Here is a 16,660-nt window from a genome sequence, read left to right on the forward strand (position 1 = left end):
TTCTTCCCCTTCAACGACGCGTTTCCTGCGACGTGGCCGGCGGCGTGATCGACGAATGGCCGAGCAGGAAGCGCGGCGTCTTGAAGCGCACGATGCACGCGTAGACCCACACGTACGCGCCGACGAACACGATGTCCGTTGCGAACAGCACGACAGGTTGATTCCAGAAGAACGAAGCCGGCACCACGCCCACCGCGCACAACGCCCACAGATAAGGCGACGTTCGCGCGTTGCGGCGGCTGCGCTGACGCGAGTCGCGATAATCGGCGCCGCGCAGCGCAATGCGGCGATAGATCAGCGTATGCAGATGGACGCCGTCAGGCTCGCTGACGGGCCGCCCGCGCACGAACTTGCGCCGGTAAATCGAGAAGATGGTTTCGAATAGCGGATAGATCGCCACGACGGCCGCATACCACGCGGACACGTTCGGATGCCGTGCAATGAGCAGCACGAGCAGTTCGGCCATGAGAAAGCCGATGAAATACGCGCCGCCGTCGCCGAGAAAGATCGCCGCGCCCGGATAGTTCCATACCGCGAAACCGAGGATGGTGCCGATCATCGTCAGGGCCACGCTCATGATGAGCCAGTCGCCGACCTGATGCGCGACATAGCCGATCGACCCGAAGATCAAGATGGCCGATACCGATGCGAGGCCGTTCATGCCGTCGATCAGATTGATCGCGTTGGTCAGGCCCGACACCGTGAGCACCGTCAGGCCGATGGCGACCGGCAAGAGCGCGAGACCGCGATCGACGATAGGCAGGTCCACGCGGCCGAGCACCGCGTTCAACACATAGACCGCGCAGATCGCGCCGGCCATCGCGGCGAGCAGCCGAATGCGCGGGCTCACGCGCTTGGTCACGTCTTCCACGCATCCCGCGACGAACGGTATCGCGGCGCAGCCGAAGAGCAGCAAGGCATCGCCGAGCGGATTGCCGTCGAAGATGCCGCCCACGACGAAAGTGATACCCGTTCCGCCCATGATCGCGACGCCGCCGATACGCGGCACGGGCACCGCGTGCATCTTTTGTACCCCGGTGAGATCCGTGTCGAGCCAGCGGGAACCGGCATGGCTCGTGTACTTCACAATCCAAAGTGTCAGACAAAACGATGTCAGGCAGCCGAGGGCGAGATTCAGCATTGTCGTGTGCTCATGGTCAACAGCGCGGACGGTCGATCGGAATCAGAATTAATTAGCCAATGCCGAACATGCGGGCCGATGACTCGGCCCTCGAGTCTTTCGATCAAGCCACTGCGTCGAAGCAAAACACGGATACATAACCCGTAAAACGCGCGATAACCCTATTTATTCCGGTGTCTTTTTTATGATTAATCAGGGATATCCCGCTTATCCCAATCACGTTGGGAGTCCGAATATCATCGCGCGACAAGCCTTTTGAATGGCACGTTTTTTTGTTGATGAAGTGTTGGCTAGGCCGCGTAGTGGCTAAGAATTGACTGCTCTCATAAGCCTTCTTTTGTGCTTTCGAGCGATGGCAGACACCGCATGTGTCGCCGTGATGACGCCCCTTTACGCAATGCTCATGTATTGGTCATGCAATCCATCGGCGCAGCACGTATCGGCCTTCGCGATTGCGCGCGAGGTCATCGCTCACGATGCGCGCAGGCACGCCCGCGACCGTCACATTGGCCGGCACATTCGAAGTCACGACACTGCCCGCGCCGATCGTCACTGAATCGCCGATTATCACGTGCTCGACGATGCATACATTCGGCCCGATATAAACGTTATCCCCAATGGTGGCCGCTTTACCGTCGTTGGAACCGATGGTCACGCCTTGCGAGAGATTGCAGTTCGCACCTATAACGGCGGTCTCGTTGATCACGATATTGCCGAAATGCCCGATAAAGAGTCCCGGTCCCACTTGCGTGCCCGCCGGAATGATGATGCCGAACTGGCGCTGCTTGCGGCGCAGAATGATCTTGAGGAGTCCGCCAAGAAATCCGTTCGGCGTAGCCGACGCGAGACGAAACCACACCGAATAGTTGAAACCTTCCGAGGAAATGAACTTGCGAACGAGCGTGCCCGTATCGGCGCAACCGGCATAGCGGTAGAGATCGCTCTTGATCAGATCAAGCGGTTTCATCGGTAACCTAACGAAGAAGGTGCGTTGCGCGGTAGCGTAACGGGACGCGGATCGCGTATAAGTTTGAGAACTCACATTTCATTCGACGTATCGAGACGACGCACAAAGGAGCCCGCCGCGTCATGCGAAAAAGAAGGATTGCGCTCAAGCTCATCGCGCTCGGCGCGCTGGTGGAAACCCTCGCTTCGAAGCCGCTTCATGCAGCGGATACCGTGAATGCCGGCACGTTCGGCGTGAAGGGCGACGGCACGAGCAACGACCGCGCGCGGCTTCAGACCGCGATCGACGCGTCTGTCGGCAAGACGCTCGTCATCAGCGGACGTTGCCGTATCGATGCGAAAGGACTCGATTTGCGAAGCGGATCGCGCGTTCGTTTCGATCCCGGCGCGTCCATCAAGCTGCTTGCGCACGACACGCCGTTTTATCAGATCATCCGCATCTGGGACGTGACCAACGTGATGCTCGAAGGCGGCACGCTCGACGGCAGCAAGGAGCTGAATGCCGCGCAGCCGAAGCGTCGCGAAGAGGGCTACGGCATGGGCATTTCCATCGCGGGCAGCACGAACGTGAGCATCAAATCGGCGACGACCATCAACTGCTGGGGCGACGGCGTGTATATCGCCAATAGTTATCGCGCGCAGCAGGTGGCGCCCGAAGATATTCGCATCGCGGATCATCATGCGAGCTATTGCCGGCGGCAGGGCGTGTCCATTATCAGCGGCAGGAATATCGTGATCGAGCGCGGCGTGTGGGAGAACATCGGCGGCACCGCGCCGTCGGCGGGGCTGGATATCGAGCCGAATTCGAATCGCGATGTATTGGAGAATATCCGCATCGTCGATCCTGTCACGCGCCATTGCAAGATCGGCATTCTCGTTTTTCTTGCTGAAATGCCGGGGCCGCTTGCAAAGCGCGTCGATATATCGATTAGCGGTCATCGCGATGAAGGTTCGACCGATAATGCCTTCAGCGTTTCAGGTCTCGATACGAAAGGCTTCATTGTTAAAGGCCGCGTTGAAAGCCATTCGCCCGTTTGGGTCGATTCGCGGCTCGCTTCGGTTGAAAGCGTGGACTATGACAAGCGCGGTCCCGCTGTCGTCGTGACGGGCCTGCGCCTCATCCGTTAGACGAGCGCTCACATGCTGTGGGACAGCGCACAGACTCGGCGCGCGCATCGCCCCACGCTTTCCGGTGCCACCTTGAACGAGGATTCCTTCGATGAGAGCAAGAGCGATGCAGGTTCGAAGCGCATCGGCTTCGCGTGTCGTGCATCGTGCGCAGAACTATCTTGCGACGCCGGCCGGCTGGGTCTTCATCACGCTCGCGGTTGTCATTCTCATCATCATGGCGACGAGTCCGCGCCACGTCTCGACCGTGCTCGACCAGGACAATTACCTCGAATATTTCCGCAGGACGACATGGGACTGGTTCGTCAGTTCATATAAGCAGCGCACGTCCACGCTTTCATTCGTCATCAGTACCGTCACGGAAGAATTCGGCTGGCGCGCGTGGGTGGTCGGCTTGAATGCGTTGGGCTTCACGCCGGAAACGGGCGTTCGCATCACGGTGGTCATGCTCAATGCGCTGATCTTCATCGCGCTGCTCGAAGTCAGGCGCCCGCTCTTGGGCCTGGTTCTCTGGGCCGTCATACCGATGGCGCTCGCAACGGTCGGCACGTTTCAGATTCGGCAAGGCATGGCGTTCGGCATTGCGATGCTCGTCACGCTGCGATACCGGCGTCCCATCACCGGCTGGAGCCTCGCGTGCTTCATCCATACGACGTTTGCGATACCGGCGCTGTTGCTCATCGCCATTCGGCTATGCGGCGAGCGCAGACGGCTCGCGTTCGCGAGCGCGGGCGCGATGGCTTTCGCGCTGGTTTCATCGGCGGGATTTCTGTTCAGGAACTTCGGCGGCCGGCGTATCGACGAATACTCGGGGTATCAGGACGACTTCACGATCAAGCTCGTGATTCTGCTCGTCATTTACATGACGGCATCGATCGTGTTCCTTTATTCGGAGTGGAAGAACAGGCCGGGCGCGAAATCCACCGTATGGACCGAGCTTTGCACGATGCATATCGTGCTCGTGCTCTATCTGCTGCTTGCGTTCCTGCTGTTTCCGTTCGGCAAGGGGCGCGTGTGGTATTGCATCCCGTTGATGCTCGCGTTCATCGTGCCGCAGATCCGCTTCAGGAACGCGTTTTCGATCTGGTGGGTAGTGGGAATAATGCTGGTGTTGTCCGCCGAAGTCATCAAGAGCTATTACGAAGGCGTGTACGCGTATTTCATCGGCAGCTAGCTGTGCGATGCGCGATGCGCTTCGTCATCGACGGCAGAAGCATGCACCGTCGATGACGAACGCGAGTTTCAGGTCTTTTCCGCAGGCGTCTTGCGCAGGCGCTTCGCGCCCGTCTTGCTCGCCATCCGCTCGCCACGAAGCACCGTGCGCAGCGCGCCGTAGTCCGCGCGCATGCGTTCGATTTCATAGCGCGTCACGAGCCGCCCGCCGAAGCCCGACAGGAAGTCGAGAATGGTCGCGGTGGAAATGCCGTCGAGATCGAAGATCAGCTTGCGCTCGCGGGAGATCCGCGCGGCTTCCCAGATCAACAGGCTGATGGCGCCGCCGTGCGCATCCGCGCGGCGCGAGGACAACAGGTAATACACCGCGCGGTCGTCCCACACGAGCGCGGTCTCCGCAACGAGCGCGCCGTCTTCGTCGAACGCGCCGAGCATCACGCCCGCGTTGCGCGTGCGCACTTCGCCGAGCACGCGCCGCATGATGTTCGAGCCGTACACGTTATTGCGTTTGCGAACGGCGAGATTGCTGTCGTAGAAGTCGACGAAGGCATCGGCGTTCTGTATTTCCCGTATCGTCAGACGCTCGGTCGCGCGCCGCACCCAGTTGCGCGTGTTACGGCGCAACGCCGACCACGCTTCGCTTTCGGTGCGGTCCGGGGGAAGCTCCATCGTATAGCCGATGGAAACATCGTAGCCATGCAGCGAGAACGCAATGGCCTCGGCTTCCGACATGCGCGTGTCCATCAATTGATGGAAGTGCGCGCAAGACGGCAGCTTCGCCACGAGCTGACTCGCAATCTCCATTCGGTAACACCATTCGCGCTCGCTGCTGCCCGCGCGTTGCGGCTTGATGACGGGACCGAGCGTGCGCGTGATCGACGGCAATTCGGATATGCGCCATATGCCTTTTCGCTCCAGCATATAGGGCATTTCACCGATGACTTCATCGCCCTGTCTGACTTCGACGACGTCCCATTTACCGTCGGTTGCCGCTTCGAGCCACCATGGTTCATGAAAGATCGATCGTGCAGTCAATCCTTGCGGCTTCACGTCGCATGTCACGGCGACCTTGACATTTTCCTTGGCTTTATTCTGTTTGCCTTTCGCGGGCTTGGGTTTCGTCGCAACAGCTGAAGAGCCTGCTGAATAGCATTCGTTATTCATTGTCCCTCGCAACTCGGTTCATGATGCAGTTCGCTATGCGTTTAATGTGCGCTGCAAAACTTCAGCACGGGCGTTAGCACGCGGGTCGACAGCGTCCGAAGGCTGGCGCGACGGAATGACGGACGCGGAGTCGGCGGCGTGAGTCAGAAGAGGCGATGCGTGTTTTCGACGATGTCAAGAGAATACGTCGGGCGACTTATTACAAGGGTTTACTGGAGCGTAAATGAGCAATCGAGTGCACCACTGTACGGCATCGCACGTTGCGCCGGTTGCTTCGCGATGCAAGATGCGCCAAGCGAAGGACAGCCAAATGATGTCTGTTCATTGACGATGCGGCGCGCGTGACCTGCCCGATGCGCAAGCCATCGTAAACCATGTGACGTCGCAGAGACATTCATGATTGCACCAGCCACACGTATCGACATCATCAAAACGACAGAGGAATTCCGTGCGCTCGGCGACGAATGGCAAGCCTTGTGGCGGCGCGCGCGGGGCCGGCATCACGAGTCGTTCGTGACGTGCTGGCTCAGTTGGGAATGCGTGGCGAAACCGATCGGCCGGTCGCTTCGCATCATCGCGGTTCATCGCGGCGAGCGCCTTGTCGCCGTGTGGCCGCTCGTTCGTTCGCGTAACCGGCTGTGGACCGTCATGCGTCCGTTGAGCCCCGAATCGGCGGACTATACGACCGTGCTCGTCGATCCCGAGCATGCTTCAGTTGAACTGATCGAATCGATCTGGCGCGCGGCGCTCGAACGCTGTCCGGCCGACATCTTCCTGTTGCCGTATCTGGATCACGAAGGCGCGCTCTACCGGCTCGCGATGGCGCATGAAGGATTGATGACGGCGAAGGCGCATCCGTATGCCATCGCGCGCCTGTCGCAAGAAAAGGATTGGGAGAGCTTCGCGGCGCCGCTCGGCACGCTGTCGGGCAAGAAGCCGGGCGCGCTGCTCAGGCGGCTCGAGCGGCAGGGGAAGGTCGAGATGCGCGTGCTCGGTCCCGACGACACGGAAGAAAACGCACGCATGGTCGACTGGATGCTCGAATGCAAGCGCGATTGGGCCGAGCGCGTGGACAAGAAGGGCGCGTGGCTCTATTCGCAGGCGTTTCGCGACTATCTCGTCGCGCTGGCGAACCATCCGGCCGATAGCGAGGGAAAACCCTACTCGCGGATCATGGTCCTGACGCTGGACGGCGCGCCCATCGCCGCGAACATGGTCGGACTCGGCCAGGGAATCATGCTCGGCGTGATGACCGGATTCGACCGGGCGTTCGGCAAGTTCGCGCCCGGCGCGATCAGCGTCGAGGCGTGGGTGCGCTGGGCGATCGAAAACCGGTTCGATTTCGACCTGGGCGCGGGCACGGAGACGTTCAAGCCGTACTGGAGCAAGGGCAACGTGTCGACGGCGACGAGCGTGCAGATCGCGCAGTCGTCGTGGGGACGCGTGGCTTTCGCCATGAACGACGGCATCAGCAAGCTCGCGGCGATTCGCGCCGGAATGCGGCGCGGCAACGCGGAAATGGCGTCGTAGACAAAATTAAAACAAAACGCACCGATTAACTTTTAATCCGCAAGACGATTTAATAATCAGAAGAATTTCTTAAGCAATAAATGCAGTTTTCTTCATACATGAAACCTGTCGTTCGGTAGCAACGACAAGCCTTATTTCTCCTCTCGACGATTTTTTTTAAATCGTCCGATCAATAAGCAAACGTTTTCCCGAATCCCCCGCCCCGCTTGGGATACGGAGAACGTACGTTCTCGCTATTCCGACCCGTCCCCGCTATTTGGTTACAACGCGTTACGAAACAATCTCAATTGTCATACCACGATGTGTATTATTCGAACCCGGTATCGGTATTACGTGCCATTACACGCAAGCGCTAGTCTGCGTTATGAAGTAAGTTTGACCGGCATCTCGTCACCAGCATGCTTCGGGCGGTTCATTGCCTCGGTTGAACGGCTTTGCCTTCGTCCGATTTTGCGGTCTCGACGGACATTTTCTTTTTTCCAGTCGCCTATCAATAACGTCAAGCACAATGCCTTTTATCAAAACCAATCTCCTTTCTTCTGAACAAAATCCGAATTCGATTTTCACCCGCCGTAAATTCCTGACCGCTCTTGCAGCGGGAACCGGCACCGTGGCACTGGCCGCGTGCGGCGGCGGCAGCGCCGACGACCTCGCCGCCACCGACAAACGCTGGCGCCGCAGTGGCGCCGCGAGCAGTTCGGCCGCGTCCAGTACGGCTGCGTCGAGCGCGACGGCCGCATCGTCCACGCAAGCAGCGGCAACTTCGACGGCCGGCACGGTCGACGCCGGCACGTTCGGCGTGAAGGCCGACGGCGTCACCAACGACCGCGCCGCGCTTCAGAAGGCCATCGACGGTTCCGTCGGCAAGATCCTGCTGATTTCGGGCAAGGTCCGCATCGACTCGGCAGGCCTCGATCTGCGCACGAACTCGCATCTGCGTTTCGCGAGCGGCGCGTCGATCAAGCTGCTCGCGCACAACACGGCGAGCTACCAGATCCTGCGTCTGTGGGACGTGAACAACGTCCAGATCGAGAACGCGTACCTCGACGGCAGCAAGGAGCTCAACTCCGCGACGAACGACCCGAACGAAGGCGGTCAGGGCATGGGCATTTCGATTGCCGGTGCGACGAATTCCACGATCACCTCGCCGACGACGATCAACTGCTGGGGCGACGGCATCTACATCGGCAACTCGTATCACTCGCTCACGACGCCGAGCAACGCCATCACCATCACGAAGCACGTGGCGGACGGTTGCCGTCGCCAGGGCGCGACGATCACGAGCGGCAGCAACATCACGTTCGATACGCCGACGTGGTCGAACACGACGGGCACGTTGCCTTCGGCCGGTCTCGACATCGAGCCGAACGACAACAACGCGGTGCTGTCGAACATCAAGGTGATCAGCCCGACCACGAACAACTGCCGCTACGGCATTCTCGTGTACCTCGGCGCGTTCCCCGGCCCGGTCGCCAAGACGGTGTCGATCGACATCACCAACCACCGCGACAACGCTTCGTATCACGTGGCGTATGCGGTCGGCGGCCTGCAGTTGAACGGCCACTCGGTGACGGGCCATATCAGCAGCGACAACCCCGTGTACATGCACTCGGCGCTCGGCTTCAGCAAGACGGACTGGGACAACGCCGGTCCGACGGTCGAAGTGACGAACATGACTTACACGCGTTAAGCCGGGCGGTTTCCGGGTGACGGAAAAAAGGGCTGCCCGCGAAGGCAGCCCTTTTCTTCATGCAACTGTCTTTTTCTGCCAATCACCTGTACTGCCCCTTAACTTCCGGCTGAAAATGCCGAAAACTAATGGCATGGATGCTGCTCTAAACAATCCCGGCTGCGGGATTGCCCAGCGTCGATTCGTCTGGAGAGGGAATGGATTTCGCCATTACTGTCGGCACGATAGTGTTTTTCGCTGTCGTTGCGCTCGCCTTGCTGGCGGTGGCCGACGTGCTGCTGCCTTCGCGACGGCGGCATCGGCGCGGCACGGACAGCGACGAAGGCAACGGCGAGGGATCGCCCGGCCTGTGGGACAGCCTGCGCGGCCGCATGCACAAGTCGGACGAACTGAAGCCGAAAGAAGCGGGCCACTCATCGCGCTCCGGTCATCACAAATGACGCTGCCCGTGCAAATTATGCAGTTCAGATAGCATCCCCGGCTGCGATCCACGCACGAAACGCAATCCTCAGTCTGTCTGTTTGAACCCGACGCAATCATGCGCCGATCGGCGTTGCGCGTTCGTCGTGCTCACGTACGTTTCTTCGTAGCGTCGCCAACTCGTTTCGATCGAGAAAACGCGTTCTATTCGTTCGCGCGCGGCAAGGCCGAGTCTGCGCCGTTCTTCCGAAGGTATCCTCAACATGTCGATGAGCGCGTGCGCCAATGCTGCCGCGTTCCCGGGCGGCACGACGGTTCCGGTCTCGCCGATGAGCCACGCCGTGTCGCCGACATCGGTGGCGACGCATGGAACGCGGCACGCCATTGCTTCGCCCACGACCGTCGGCAAGCCTTCGCTGCGCGAGGAAAGACAGAACACGTCGAGCCCGGCGAGCACGGTCTCGGGATGCTCCAATGCACCGAGCAGCCGTCCCGCATGCGTGATGCCCGCGTGATGCAAGCGCGCGACGAGTTCGCCGTTATCGTGATCGAGCCCGCGGCCCGCCATCACGAAGCGGCATTGCGGCAACACGTCGAGCACGCGGCGCATCGCGGCAATGAAGTTCGGATAGTCCTTTACCGCGTGATATCGCCCGACGATGCCGACCACCGGCGCATCCGCATCGAAGCCGAGATCGCGACGCAAGTGCTCGCGCGCGTGCGGCATCGGCCTGAAGACATCCAACTCGAAGCCATTGGGAATGACCGTCATCTTCCCGGCGCGATAGCCGCCCTGAACGTGCGATTGCATGGCCGCTTCGCCGCAGCACACGATGGCATCCGGCACGCGCGCAGACAGCATCGCGCACGCCTTCGTGACCCAGCGCGTCATGCGGCTGCTGCCCGTCGAACGCAGGTCCGTATGATGGATGCCCCACACGAGCGCGGGACGCGGCGCGCGCGATCCGCGCAGGCGTCGCGACGCGTTCATTGCGTGAAGCGCGAGGCCGCCCATGAGATCGCCGTGATAGAGCCAGCTTTGCACGACATCGGGATCGAGTTCGTCCAGCCAGCGCACGAGCGTCATGAACTTCGCGGGTCCGGGCATGCCGCGCCGCATGCCGAGCATGCGCACCTCGGCCCCGGCTTCGCGGATGCGCGCAGCGAGCGTGTCTTCCGACGACAGCGATATCACCGTATGCCGCACGCCGCTGCCGCGCGATGCGCGTATCAGCCGGTAAAGCAGCATCTCGGCGCCATCGGCCGGAAGCGCGGTGATGACGTGAACGATCTTCACCGCGCGATACCGACCGGCGACGGCGTCGCCTGATGCGCGGGCGCGAGCGTTTGATACACGCCGAGCGTTCTGTCGATGACGATGGCTTCGTCGAACTCGCGCAGCGCCTTGTCGCGGGCGGCGAGGCCGAGCTTGCGGGCGAGCGCGCGATCGTCGTCGAGAAGGCGCAGTGCATTCGCGAGCGCGACAGCGTCGCGCACCGGCACGATCAGGCCGTCTTCACCGTTCACGCTGACCACTTCGCGGCAGCCGGGCGCATCCGTGGTGATGAGCGGCAGCGCGCACGCGGCCGCTTCGATCAGCGATTTCGGCAGGCCTTCGCGATAGCTCGGCAACACCATCACGTCGGTTTCAGCAAGCAGCGCGGGCATGTCGCTGACGTGGCCGCGCCATTCGACGAGTCCTTCCGCCACCCAGCCTTCTATGGTCGCGCGTTCGATCGATGCGGGATTGCCCGCATCCGGCATCCCCGCGAGAATGAAGCGAATGGAGCGGCCTTCGCGTTTCAGCGCACGGGCGGCATCGATGAATTCGGCGATGCCCTTGTCCCACAGCATGCGCGCCGCAAGCAGCGCACGCAGCGGTTCGCGCGAGAGCGGGGCATCGGCGGGACGCGCCTTGAAGCGCGAGCAGTTCACGCCCGAGCCCTTGATCAGATGGATCGCGCTTTCATCGACGAGACGCGCCGTCTTGAACATCTGCACGTCATCGGGATTCTGAAGGATGAGCGCGCAGCCGTCGCCATCGAGCGCGAGACGCAGCACGCGGCGCACGACGGGACGCAACATGCGCGCCTTGAGATCGCGGCTCGTGAACACATAGCCGAGGCCCGCGACCGAGTTCACGCGCGCCGGCACGCCCGCGAGCTTCGCACCGAGCGACCCGTACACCGCGCTCTTGATGGTGAAGCCATGCACCAGCGCGGCCCGTTCTTCACGGAAAAGGCGCGCGAGCCACAGCACGAGATTCAGTTCGCGAAGAGGATTGAGACTGCGGCGGATCATCGGCACCGCATGCCAGCGAAAGCCGAGTTCGCGCAGACGCGGGCCGTATTCGCCGGGCGGCGAGATCAGCACGACTTCATGGCCCATGTCGCGCAAACGATAAGCGAGCGACAGGCGGAAGTTGTAGAGATACCAGTCGGTGTTGGCGAAGAGGATGACTTTGTTCATGGCTCGCATCTCCTTTCAAAGCGCCTGACGCTGATGATTCCGCATGCGATGGTTCACGGGTGGTTGCGCGTCTGCCGTGCATACGCCGATGCGCGCGAACAGGTCGTCCCATAGGCGAAGGATCGCGCTGACGGCGTATCGCTCGCGAATCGACTCCGCGCCTTTACGTGCGAGTCCCGCACGCAGGGCTTCGTCGCCGAGGAGACGCGTCAAAGCGGCAGCAAGCGCGTCGCGATCGTTCGGCGGCACGAGCAGCGCGTCTTCACCGTTGCGTGTGATGTCGCGCGGACCGCTCGGACAATCGACGGCCACTGCCGGCACGCCCAGCGCCATGCTTTCGGCAAGCGCGAGCCCGAAGCCTTCGAAGCGCGACGACATCACGAAAGCCTGCGCGCGCCGCATTTCCATCCACGGTTCGCTGGTCACGCCCGGCATGAATACGCGCTCTTTCAAATCGTATCGGTCGATGCGCGCCTGCAACGCCGCGCGCTCCGCGCCTTCGCCCCATATGGTGAGATCCCATTGGGGAAAGCGGTTTGCAATGGAAGCGAACGAATCGATAAGCAATCCATAATTCTTTTGCGGATGCAGCCGCCCGAACGAAACGAGCCGCATGCGCGCGTCCGTGCTCGCAGCGGGCGCGGGTTGCGAGAAGAGTTCCGGCGGCAATGGATTCGGCATGACCGCCATGTGACGCGCGCCCGGAATCATCGCGCGAAACGGCTTCACGACGTTCTCGGTGAGCACCGTCACGGCGTCCGCATACGGATAGGCGATGCGCGTCGCCAGGTTCCAGAACGGCGAGCGGCCATCGGCGGAAGGATCGTTGTGTTCGCACACGATGAGCGGCACGCGCTGCCCGACCGTCGCGAGCACGCTCGCCACGTTCACGTTGTAGAGGAACGAGACGACGACATCCGGCCGGCTTTCGCGGATCAACGCGCGCAAGGCCAACTGGCGTTCGATATAACCGATGGCACCGCCGCGTCTCTTGGCGACGCGATCGGCGAGATGGATCATGCGCACCTTGTCCGACAGCGCGTAGAAGCACGGGCGCTTGCGGCTGTATGTGGCGACGAGCGTGACGTTGTCGCCGCGTTCGCTCCATGCATTGACGAGCGTGGCCGCGACGCGCTCGGCGCCGCCGCTTCCCATCGAGCTCACGAGCAGCGTGATGTTCATCGAACCGTTCCTCCCGTGAGGTTCGCGGGCGGCACGCGCCGCGTGATCATCATCGACACGACGAAGACCGTCGCGTGCATCATGCCGGTTCCGACGAGCACGCCCGGCATGCCGATCCAGCGCGTGAGCACCGCATTGGCGACCACCTTCACCGCGAAGCCGAGCGCGGTCACGATAGCCATGTCCTTGTAGCGGCCCTCGACCGAAAGCAGGTTCATCGTGACGAGCGCCGCGAAATAGAACGGCAACTGCACGAGCGCATAACGCATGAGGTCGGCCACGAGCACGGTGTTCTGCGCGGTGAACGCGCCGCGCTGGAACAGCACTTCGACGATCCACGGCGCAAGCGGATACGTGATGAGCGCGGCCACCGTTCCCGCGCCGAGCGCCATCAGGGACCACAGAAACGCGGTGTGGCGCGCGCGGTTGATGTCGTCCTTGCCCAGAATGTCGGAAAGCACCGGCAGCGTGCCCTGCGCGATGGCAAGCGCGCCCATGCTCAACAGCAAGCCGAACACGCGGTTCGCATAGCCGAGCGTGGCGACGGCGCCATCGCCGAGATGCGCGACGAAATACTGATCCAGCGCGGGCGAGCAGCACACCACGAGCTGCCCCAGCATGAACACACGCACCGCGTGATAGATGGGCTGCCAGCGGCGCGACGTGAACGTGAGGCTCAGGCGGCTGTACTTGCCGTCGACCTTGCCCGCGAGCGGCCACAGCACGAGCACGAGCGCGATATAGCCGAAGAGCGTGCCGTACATGAGCGGCACCATCGCGGTCTTGTCGGTGACGAAGAGCACGAGCAGCAGCGTCATCACGGCGGGCAGGCCGTCGAGCAGTGTCGCGATGTGGCGCTCGCGCGATTGCAGCCGCGTGGAGTATGCGGTGATCACCATGATGAGCACGCCGATGGGCGCCATCACCACCATCATGTGATGCGCCATGTCCCGCGTCTGCGCCGACAGATTGCCCGCCATGAATTGCAGGACATAAGGCCAGACGAGATAGATGATCGCCGTGAACATCAGGCCGACCAGCATCGCCCAGGCGAGCAGTTCGCCGAGAAAGCGCGTTTCTTCTTCGATGGATTCCCGGCGCAGATCGACGAACATCGGCACGAGCACGATGGCGAACACGGCCGAGCACGCGGCGGGCAGCCACGAGACGAGCGTCAGCGTGATCTGATACGCATCGACCACGTTGCTGATGCCGTAGCGATACGCGATGACCATTTCCTTGGCCGCGCCCGCGCATCGCCCGAGGAGAACGAAAACGGCCACCCTCGCCATGCCGCGCGCCGCGCGCAGATGATCGGGGTGAAGCTGCAGAAGACGGTCTCTCAGTGCAGCGAATTGTGAAATCAACGCATCTGCCTCATGTCCCGCTGCGTGCGGCCGAAAGCGCGGATGCGCTGATTGGCTCGCGGTCAGCTTGTTCTGAAAGGAAGCGGATGTACCACGGCATGGCCTTTTCGATGCCGTCCGCGAAAACCACCTTGCGCCCGTAACCGAGCAGTTGCTCGGCCTTGGACACATCGGCTTGCGAATGGCGCACGTCGCCCGCGCGGAACGGTCCGTACACGGCGTCCCGGCGGCTCTCGATCCCATGTCTCGCGAGTGCCCGCTTGAGTTCTTCGTATAACTGCCTGAGCGTCGTGGGGTCGCCGACCGCGACGTTGTACACCTGTCCCCTTGCTTCCTGCGCCGCCTTCGCCGCAAGAATGTTCACCTGCACCACGTTGTCGATGAAACAGAAGTCGCGGCTCGTTTCGCCGTCGCCATTGATGGTGATGGTCTCGTCTTCGATGAGCGCGGCGGTCCATTTCGGAATGACCGCTGCATACGCGCCTTCGGGGTCTTGCCGCTTGCCGAACACGTTGAAGTAGCGCAGCCCGGTCGCATGAAAGTCATACGCGCGCGCGAACACGGACGCATACAACTCGTTGGCGTACTTCGTCACCGCATAGGGCGAAAGCGGCTGGCCGATGCGGTCTTCCACTTTCGGCAGGCCGGGATGATCGCCATACGTCGAACTCGATGCCGCGTATGTGAAGCTCTGGACCTTCGCATCGCGCGCGGCGCACAGCATGTTGAGAAAGCCGCTGAGATTCACGTCGTGCGTCGCGATGGGATCGCGCACGGAACGCGGCACCGAGCCGAGCGCTGCTTCGTGCAGCACATGATCCACGCCATGAAGCGCGGCGCGGCAATCGTCCATGTTGCGGATATCGCCTTCAATGAAGCGAAAGCGCCGCCATTGCTTTTCACCGACGACTCCGCGCACTTCGTCGAGATTGCGCTGATGTCCCGTCGCGAAGTTGTCGAGGCCGACGACATGCTGATCCAGCGAAAGCAGCGCTTCCAGCAGGTTCGAGCCGATGAAGCCCGCCACGCCGGTGATCAGCCATGTTTGCGGATGCGCGCGCAATGCTTCGCACACGGATTCGTATCGGTCGGGCATCGGGTTCTCCAGCGCGGATCGCGAGCGTGTCATGAGCGGCGATCACAGGCGCAGATCGCTTGCTTCGGCGGGCAGCACGTATTTCAGGTCGTACACGACATGCTGGCCCTTGCCGAACGCATGCAGCGCGTCCGCACCCATCTCCGCGAACTCGCGATGCGACACCGCGAGCACGATCGCGTCGTACACGCCCTTGGCGGGCGCTTCGATCGGCTGGATGCCGTACTCGTGGAACGCGTCTTCGCGCGAGATCCAGGGATCGTAGACATCGACGTTAGTGCCGTATTGCTTCAGTTCGGTGACGATATCCACGACGCGCGAATTGCGCATGTCGGGACAGTTCTCCTTGAACGCGAGACCCATCACGAGCACGCGCGCGCCCGGAATATAGATGCGCGCCTTCGTCATCGCCTTGACGAGTTGCGAGACCGCATAGCTGCCCATGCTGTCATTCAGCCGGCGGCCCGCGAGGATGATCTCGGGGTTGTAGCCGATGGATTGCGCCATGTGCGTCAGATAGTACGGATCCACGCCGATGCAATGCCCGCCCACGAGCCCCGGCCTGAAGTTGAGGAAGTTCCACTTCGTGCCCGCCGCGAGCAGCACCGCTTCGGTGTCGATGCCCATCTTGTTGAAGATGATCGATAGTTCGTTGACGAGCGCGATGTTCACGTCGCGCTGCGTGTTCTCGATAGCCTTCGCCGCTTCGGCCACGCGGATGCTGCTGGCCTTGTGCGTGCCCGCCGTGATGATCTGGCGATAGAGCGCGTCGACGGCATCGGCCACTTCGGGCGTCGAACCGGACGTGACCTTCTTGATGTCGGGCAGGCGATGCAGCTTGTCGCCCGGATTGATGCGCTCGGGGCTATAGCCCGCGAAGAAATCGACATTGAAGCGCAAGCCCGACACGCGTTCGAGCACCGGCACGCATTCTTCCTCGGTCACGCCGGGATAGACGGTCGATTCATAGATCACGACATCGCCGGGCTTGAGCGCAGAACCGATGGTTTCGCTCGCGCGCAACAGCATGCCGAGGTCGGGACGCTTGTGACGATCGATCGGCGTCGGCACGGTCGCGATGAACACGGTGCAGTCCTTGAGCGCCGCGGGGTCGTCGGTGAAGACGAGCGATTGCGCCGCGCGCAGTTCCTCGTCGGCGACTTCGAGCGTCGCGTCGTGTCCTTCGCGCAGCGAGTCGATGCGATGACGGTTCACATCGAAGCCCACTACCGCATGATGCTTGCTGAATTCGACGGCGAGCGGCAGGCCCACGTAGCCCAGGCCGATCACGGCAATTTTCTGATCAGTAAGCGAACGCATGAAGTTCTCTCCAG

Annotated in this window: 14 protein-coding genes; 5 read left to right on the forward strand and 9 right to left on the reverse strand. The window is 61.7% G+C overall.

The annotated features are described in order from the left end of the window. Positions 1 to 10: 10 nt before the first annotated feature. Positions 11 to 1,141 carry an MraY family glycosyltransferase gene (locus NCR39_RS26495; protein WP_250455452.1) on the reverse strand — a complete coding sequence of 377 codons (1,131 nt, stop codon included), beginning with the start codon at positions 1,139 to 1,141 and terminating at the stop codon, positions 11 to 13. 412 nt (positions 1,142 to 1,553) lie between these two features. After that, complete coding sequence (locus NCR39_RS26500; protein ID WP_250455454.1) at positions 1,554 to 2,108, reverse strand: serine O-acetyltransferase; 555 nt, start codon at positions 2,106 to 2,108, stop codon at positions 1,554 to 1,556. A 122-nt stretch (positions 2,109 to 2,230) separates the two neighbouring features. On the opposite strand from NCR39_RS26500, the gene NCR39_RS26505 reads away from it, so the two are divergent. Both NCR39_RS26505 and NCR39_RS26510 read left to right on the forward strand, forming a co-directional pair. Then, the gene (locus NCR39_RS26505) at positions 2,231 to 3,235 is read left to right on the forward strand and encodes a glycoside hydrolase family protein (RefSeq protein WP_250455456.1); all 1,005 of its coding nucleotides are present in this window, start codon (positions 2,231 to 2,233) and stop codon (positions 3,233 to 3,235) included. Between the two features lie 91 nt (positions 3,236 to 3,326). Continuing rightward, a complete protein-coding gene (locus tag NCR39_RS26510) occupies positions 3,327 to 4,409 on the forward strand; it encodes a hypothetical protein (protein ID WP_250455457.1) in 1,083 nt (360 codons plus the stop codon). A gap of 68 nt (positions 4,410 to 4,477) precedes the next feature. Here NCR39_RS26510 and NCR39_RS26515 read toward each other — a convergent pair whose 3' ends face one another. Continuing rightward, positions 4,478 to 5,443, reverse strand: coding sequence for a GNAT family N-acetyltransferase (locus NCR39_RS26515; protein WP_250455459.1), 966 nt, complete (start codon positions 5,441 to 5,443; stop codon positions 4,478 to 4,480). 525 nt (positions 5,444 to 5,968) lie between these two features. Between NCR39_RS26515 and NCR39_RS26520 the strand changes: the two genes are divergently transcribed. The 3 genes from NCR39_RS26520 (at position 5,969) to NCR39_RS26530 (ending at position 9,232) form a co-directional block, all read left to right on the forward strand. Next, positions 5,969 to 7,102, forward strand: a complete 1,134-nt coding sequence (locus NCR39_RS26520; protein WP_250455461.1) for a GNAT family N-acetyltransferase — start codon at positions 5,969 to 5,971, stop codon at positions 7,100 to 7,102. Between the two features lie 610 nt (positions 7,103 to 7,712). Continuing rightward, complete coding sequence (locus tag NCR39_RS26525) at positions 7,713 to 8,792, forward strand: hypothetical protein (protein WP_250455463.1); 1,080 nt, start codon at positions 7,713 to 7,715, stop codon at positions 8,790 to 8,792. Positions 8,793 to 8,989: 197 nt separating this feature from the next. Then, positions 8,990 to 9,232 carry a hypothetical protein gene (locus NCR39_RS26530; protein ID WP_250455465.1) on the forward strand — a complete coding sequence of 81 codons (243 nt, stop codon included), beginning with the start codon at positions 8,990 to 8,992 and terminating at the stop codon, positions 9,230 to 9,232. Between the two features lie 68 nt (positions 9,233 to 9,300). Here the strand turns inward: NCR39_RS26530 and NCR39_RS26535 are convergent, their stop codons facing one another. The 6 genes from NCR39_RS26535 to tviB form a co-directional block, all read right to left on the reverse strand. Then, positions 9,301 to 10,509 (reverse strand): glycosyltransferase, encoded by a 1,209-nt coding sequence (locus NCR39_RS26535; protein WP_250455466.1) that lies wholly within the window; start codon positions 10,507 to 10,509, stop codon positions 9,301 to 9,303. Beyond that, positions 10,506 to 11,681 (reverse strand): glycosyltransferase family 4 protein, encoded by a 1,176-nt coding sequence (locus NCR39_RS26540; protein WP_250455467.1) that lies wholly within the window; start codon positions 11,679 to 11,681, stop codon positions 10,506 to 10,508. Before NCR39_RS26540 ends, NCR39_RS26535 begins: the two co-directional genes overlap by 4 nt. Before the next feature lie 15 nt (positions 11,682 to 11,696). Continuing rightward, complete coding sequence (locus tag NCR39_RS26545) at positions 11,697 to 12,863, reverse strand: glycosyltransferase family 4 protein (protein ID WP_250455468.1); 1,167 nt, start codon at positions 12,861 to 12,863, stop codon at positions 11,697 to 11,699. Further along, positions 12,860 to 14,155: a murein biosynthesis integral membrane protein MurJ gene (murJ, locus tag NCR39_RS26550; RefSeq protein WP_250455471.1), complete on the reverse strand. Its 1,296-nt coding sequence runs from the start codon at positions 14,153 to 14,155 to the stop codon at positions 12,860 to 12,862. The genes NCR39_RS26545 and murJ overlap by 4 nt, the downstream gene beginning before the upstream one ends. Before the next feature lie 85 nt (positions 14,156 to 14,240). Beyond that, positions 14,241 to 15,326: an SDR family oxidoreductase gene (locus tag NCR39_RS26555; protein ID WP_250455472.1), complete on the reverse strand. Its 1,086-nt coding sequence runs from the start codon at positions 15,324 to 15,326 to the stop codon at positions 14,241 to 14,243. A 42-nt stretch (positions 15,327 to 15,368) separates the two neighbouring features. Then, entirely contained in the window at positions 15,369 to 16,646 is a 1,278-nt protein-coding gene (gene tviB, locus NCR39_RS26560; RefSeq protein ID WP_250455474.1) for a Vi polysaccharide biosynthesis UDP-N-acetylglucosamine C-6 dehydrogenase TviB, read from the reverse strand. Positions 16,647 to 16,660 lie beyond the last annotated feature (14 nt).

The organism is Caballeronia sp. ATUFL_M2_KS44, assembly GCF_023630965.1.
GTDB lineage: Bacteria > Pseudomonadota > Gammaproteobacteria > Burkholderiales > Burkholderiaceae > Caballeronia > Caballeronia concitans.

Coding starts and splice junctions, on each gene's coding strand:
- NCR39_RS26495 (WP_250455452.1), bottom strand. CDS start 1,141: ATGCTGAATCTCGCCCTCGGCTGCCTGACATCGTTTTGTCTGACACTT.
- NCR39_RS26500 (WP_250455454.1), bottom strand. CDS start 2,108: ATGAAACCGCTTGATCTGATCAAGAGCGATCTCTACCGCTATGCCGGT.
- NCR39_RS26505 (WP_250455456.1), top strand. CDS start 2,231: ATGCGAAAAAGAAGGATTGCGCTCAAGCTCATCGCGCTCGGCGCGCTG.
- NCR39_RS26510 (WP_250455457.1), top strand. CDS start 3,327: ATGAGAGCAAGAGCGATGCAGGTTCGAAGCGCATCGGCTTCGCGTGTC.
- NCR39_RS26520 (WP_250455461.1), top strand. CDS start 5,969: ATGATTGCACCAGCCACACGTATCGACATCATCAAAACGACAGAGGAA.
- NCR39_RS26530 (WP_250455465.1), top strand. CDS start 8,990: ATGGATTTCGCCATTACTGTCGGCACGATAGTGTTTTTCGCTGTCGTT.
- NCR39_RS26540 (WP_250455467.1), bottom strand. CDS start 11,681: ATGAACAAAGTCATCCTCTTCGCCAACACCGACTGGTATCTCTACAAC.
- NCR39_RS26545 (WP_250455468.1), bottom strand. CDS start 12,863: ATGAACATCACGCTGCTCGTGAGCTCGATGGGAAGCGGCGGCGCCGAG.
- murJ (WP_250455471.1), bottom strand. CDS start 14,155: ATGGCGAGGGTGGCCGTTTTCGTTCTCCTCGGGCGATGCGCGGGCGCG.
- NCR39_RS26555 (WP_250455472.1), bottom strand. CDS start 15,326: ATGCCCGACCGATACGAATCCGTGTGCGAAGCATTGCGCGCGCATCCG.
- tviB (WP_250455474.1), bottom strand. CDS start 16,646: ATGCGTTCGCTTACTGATCAGAAAATTGCCGTGATCGGCCTGGGCTAC.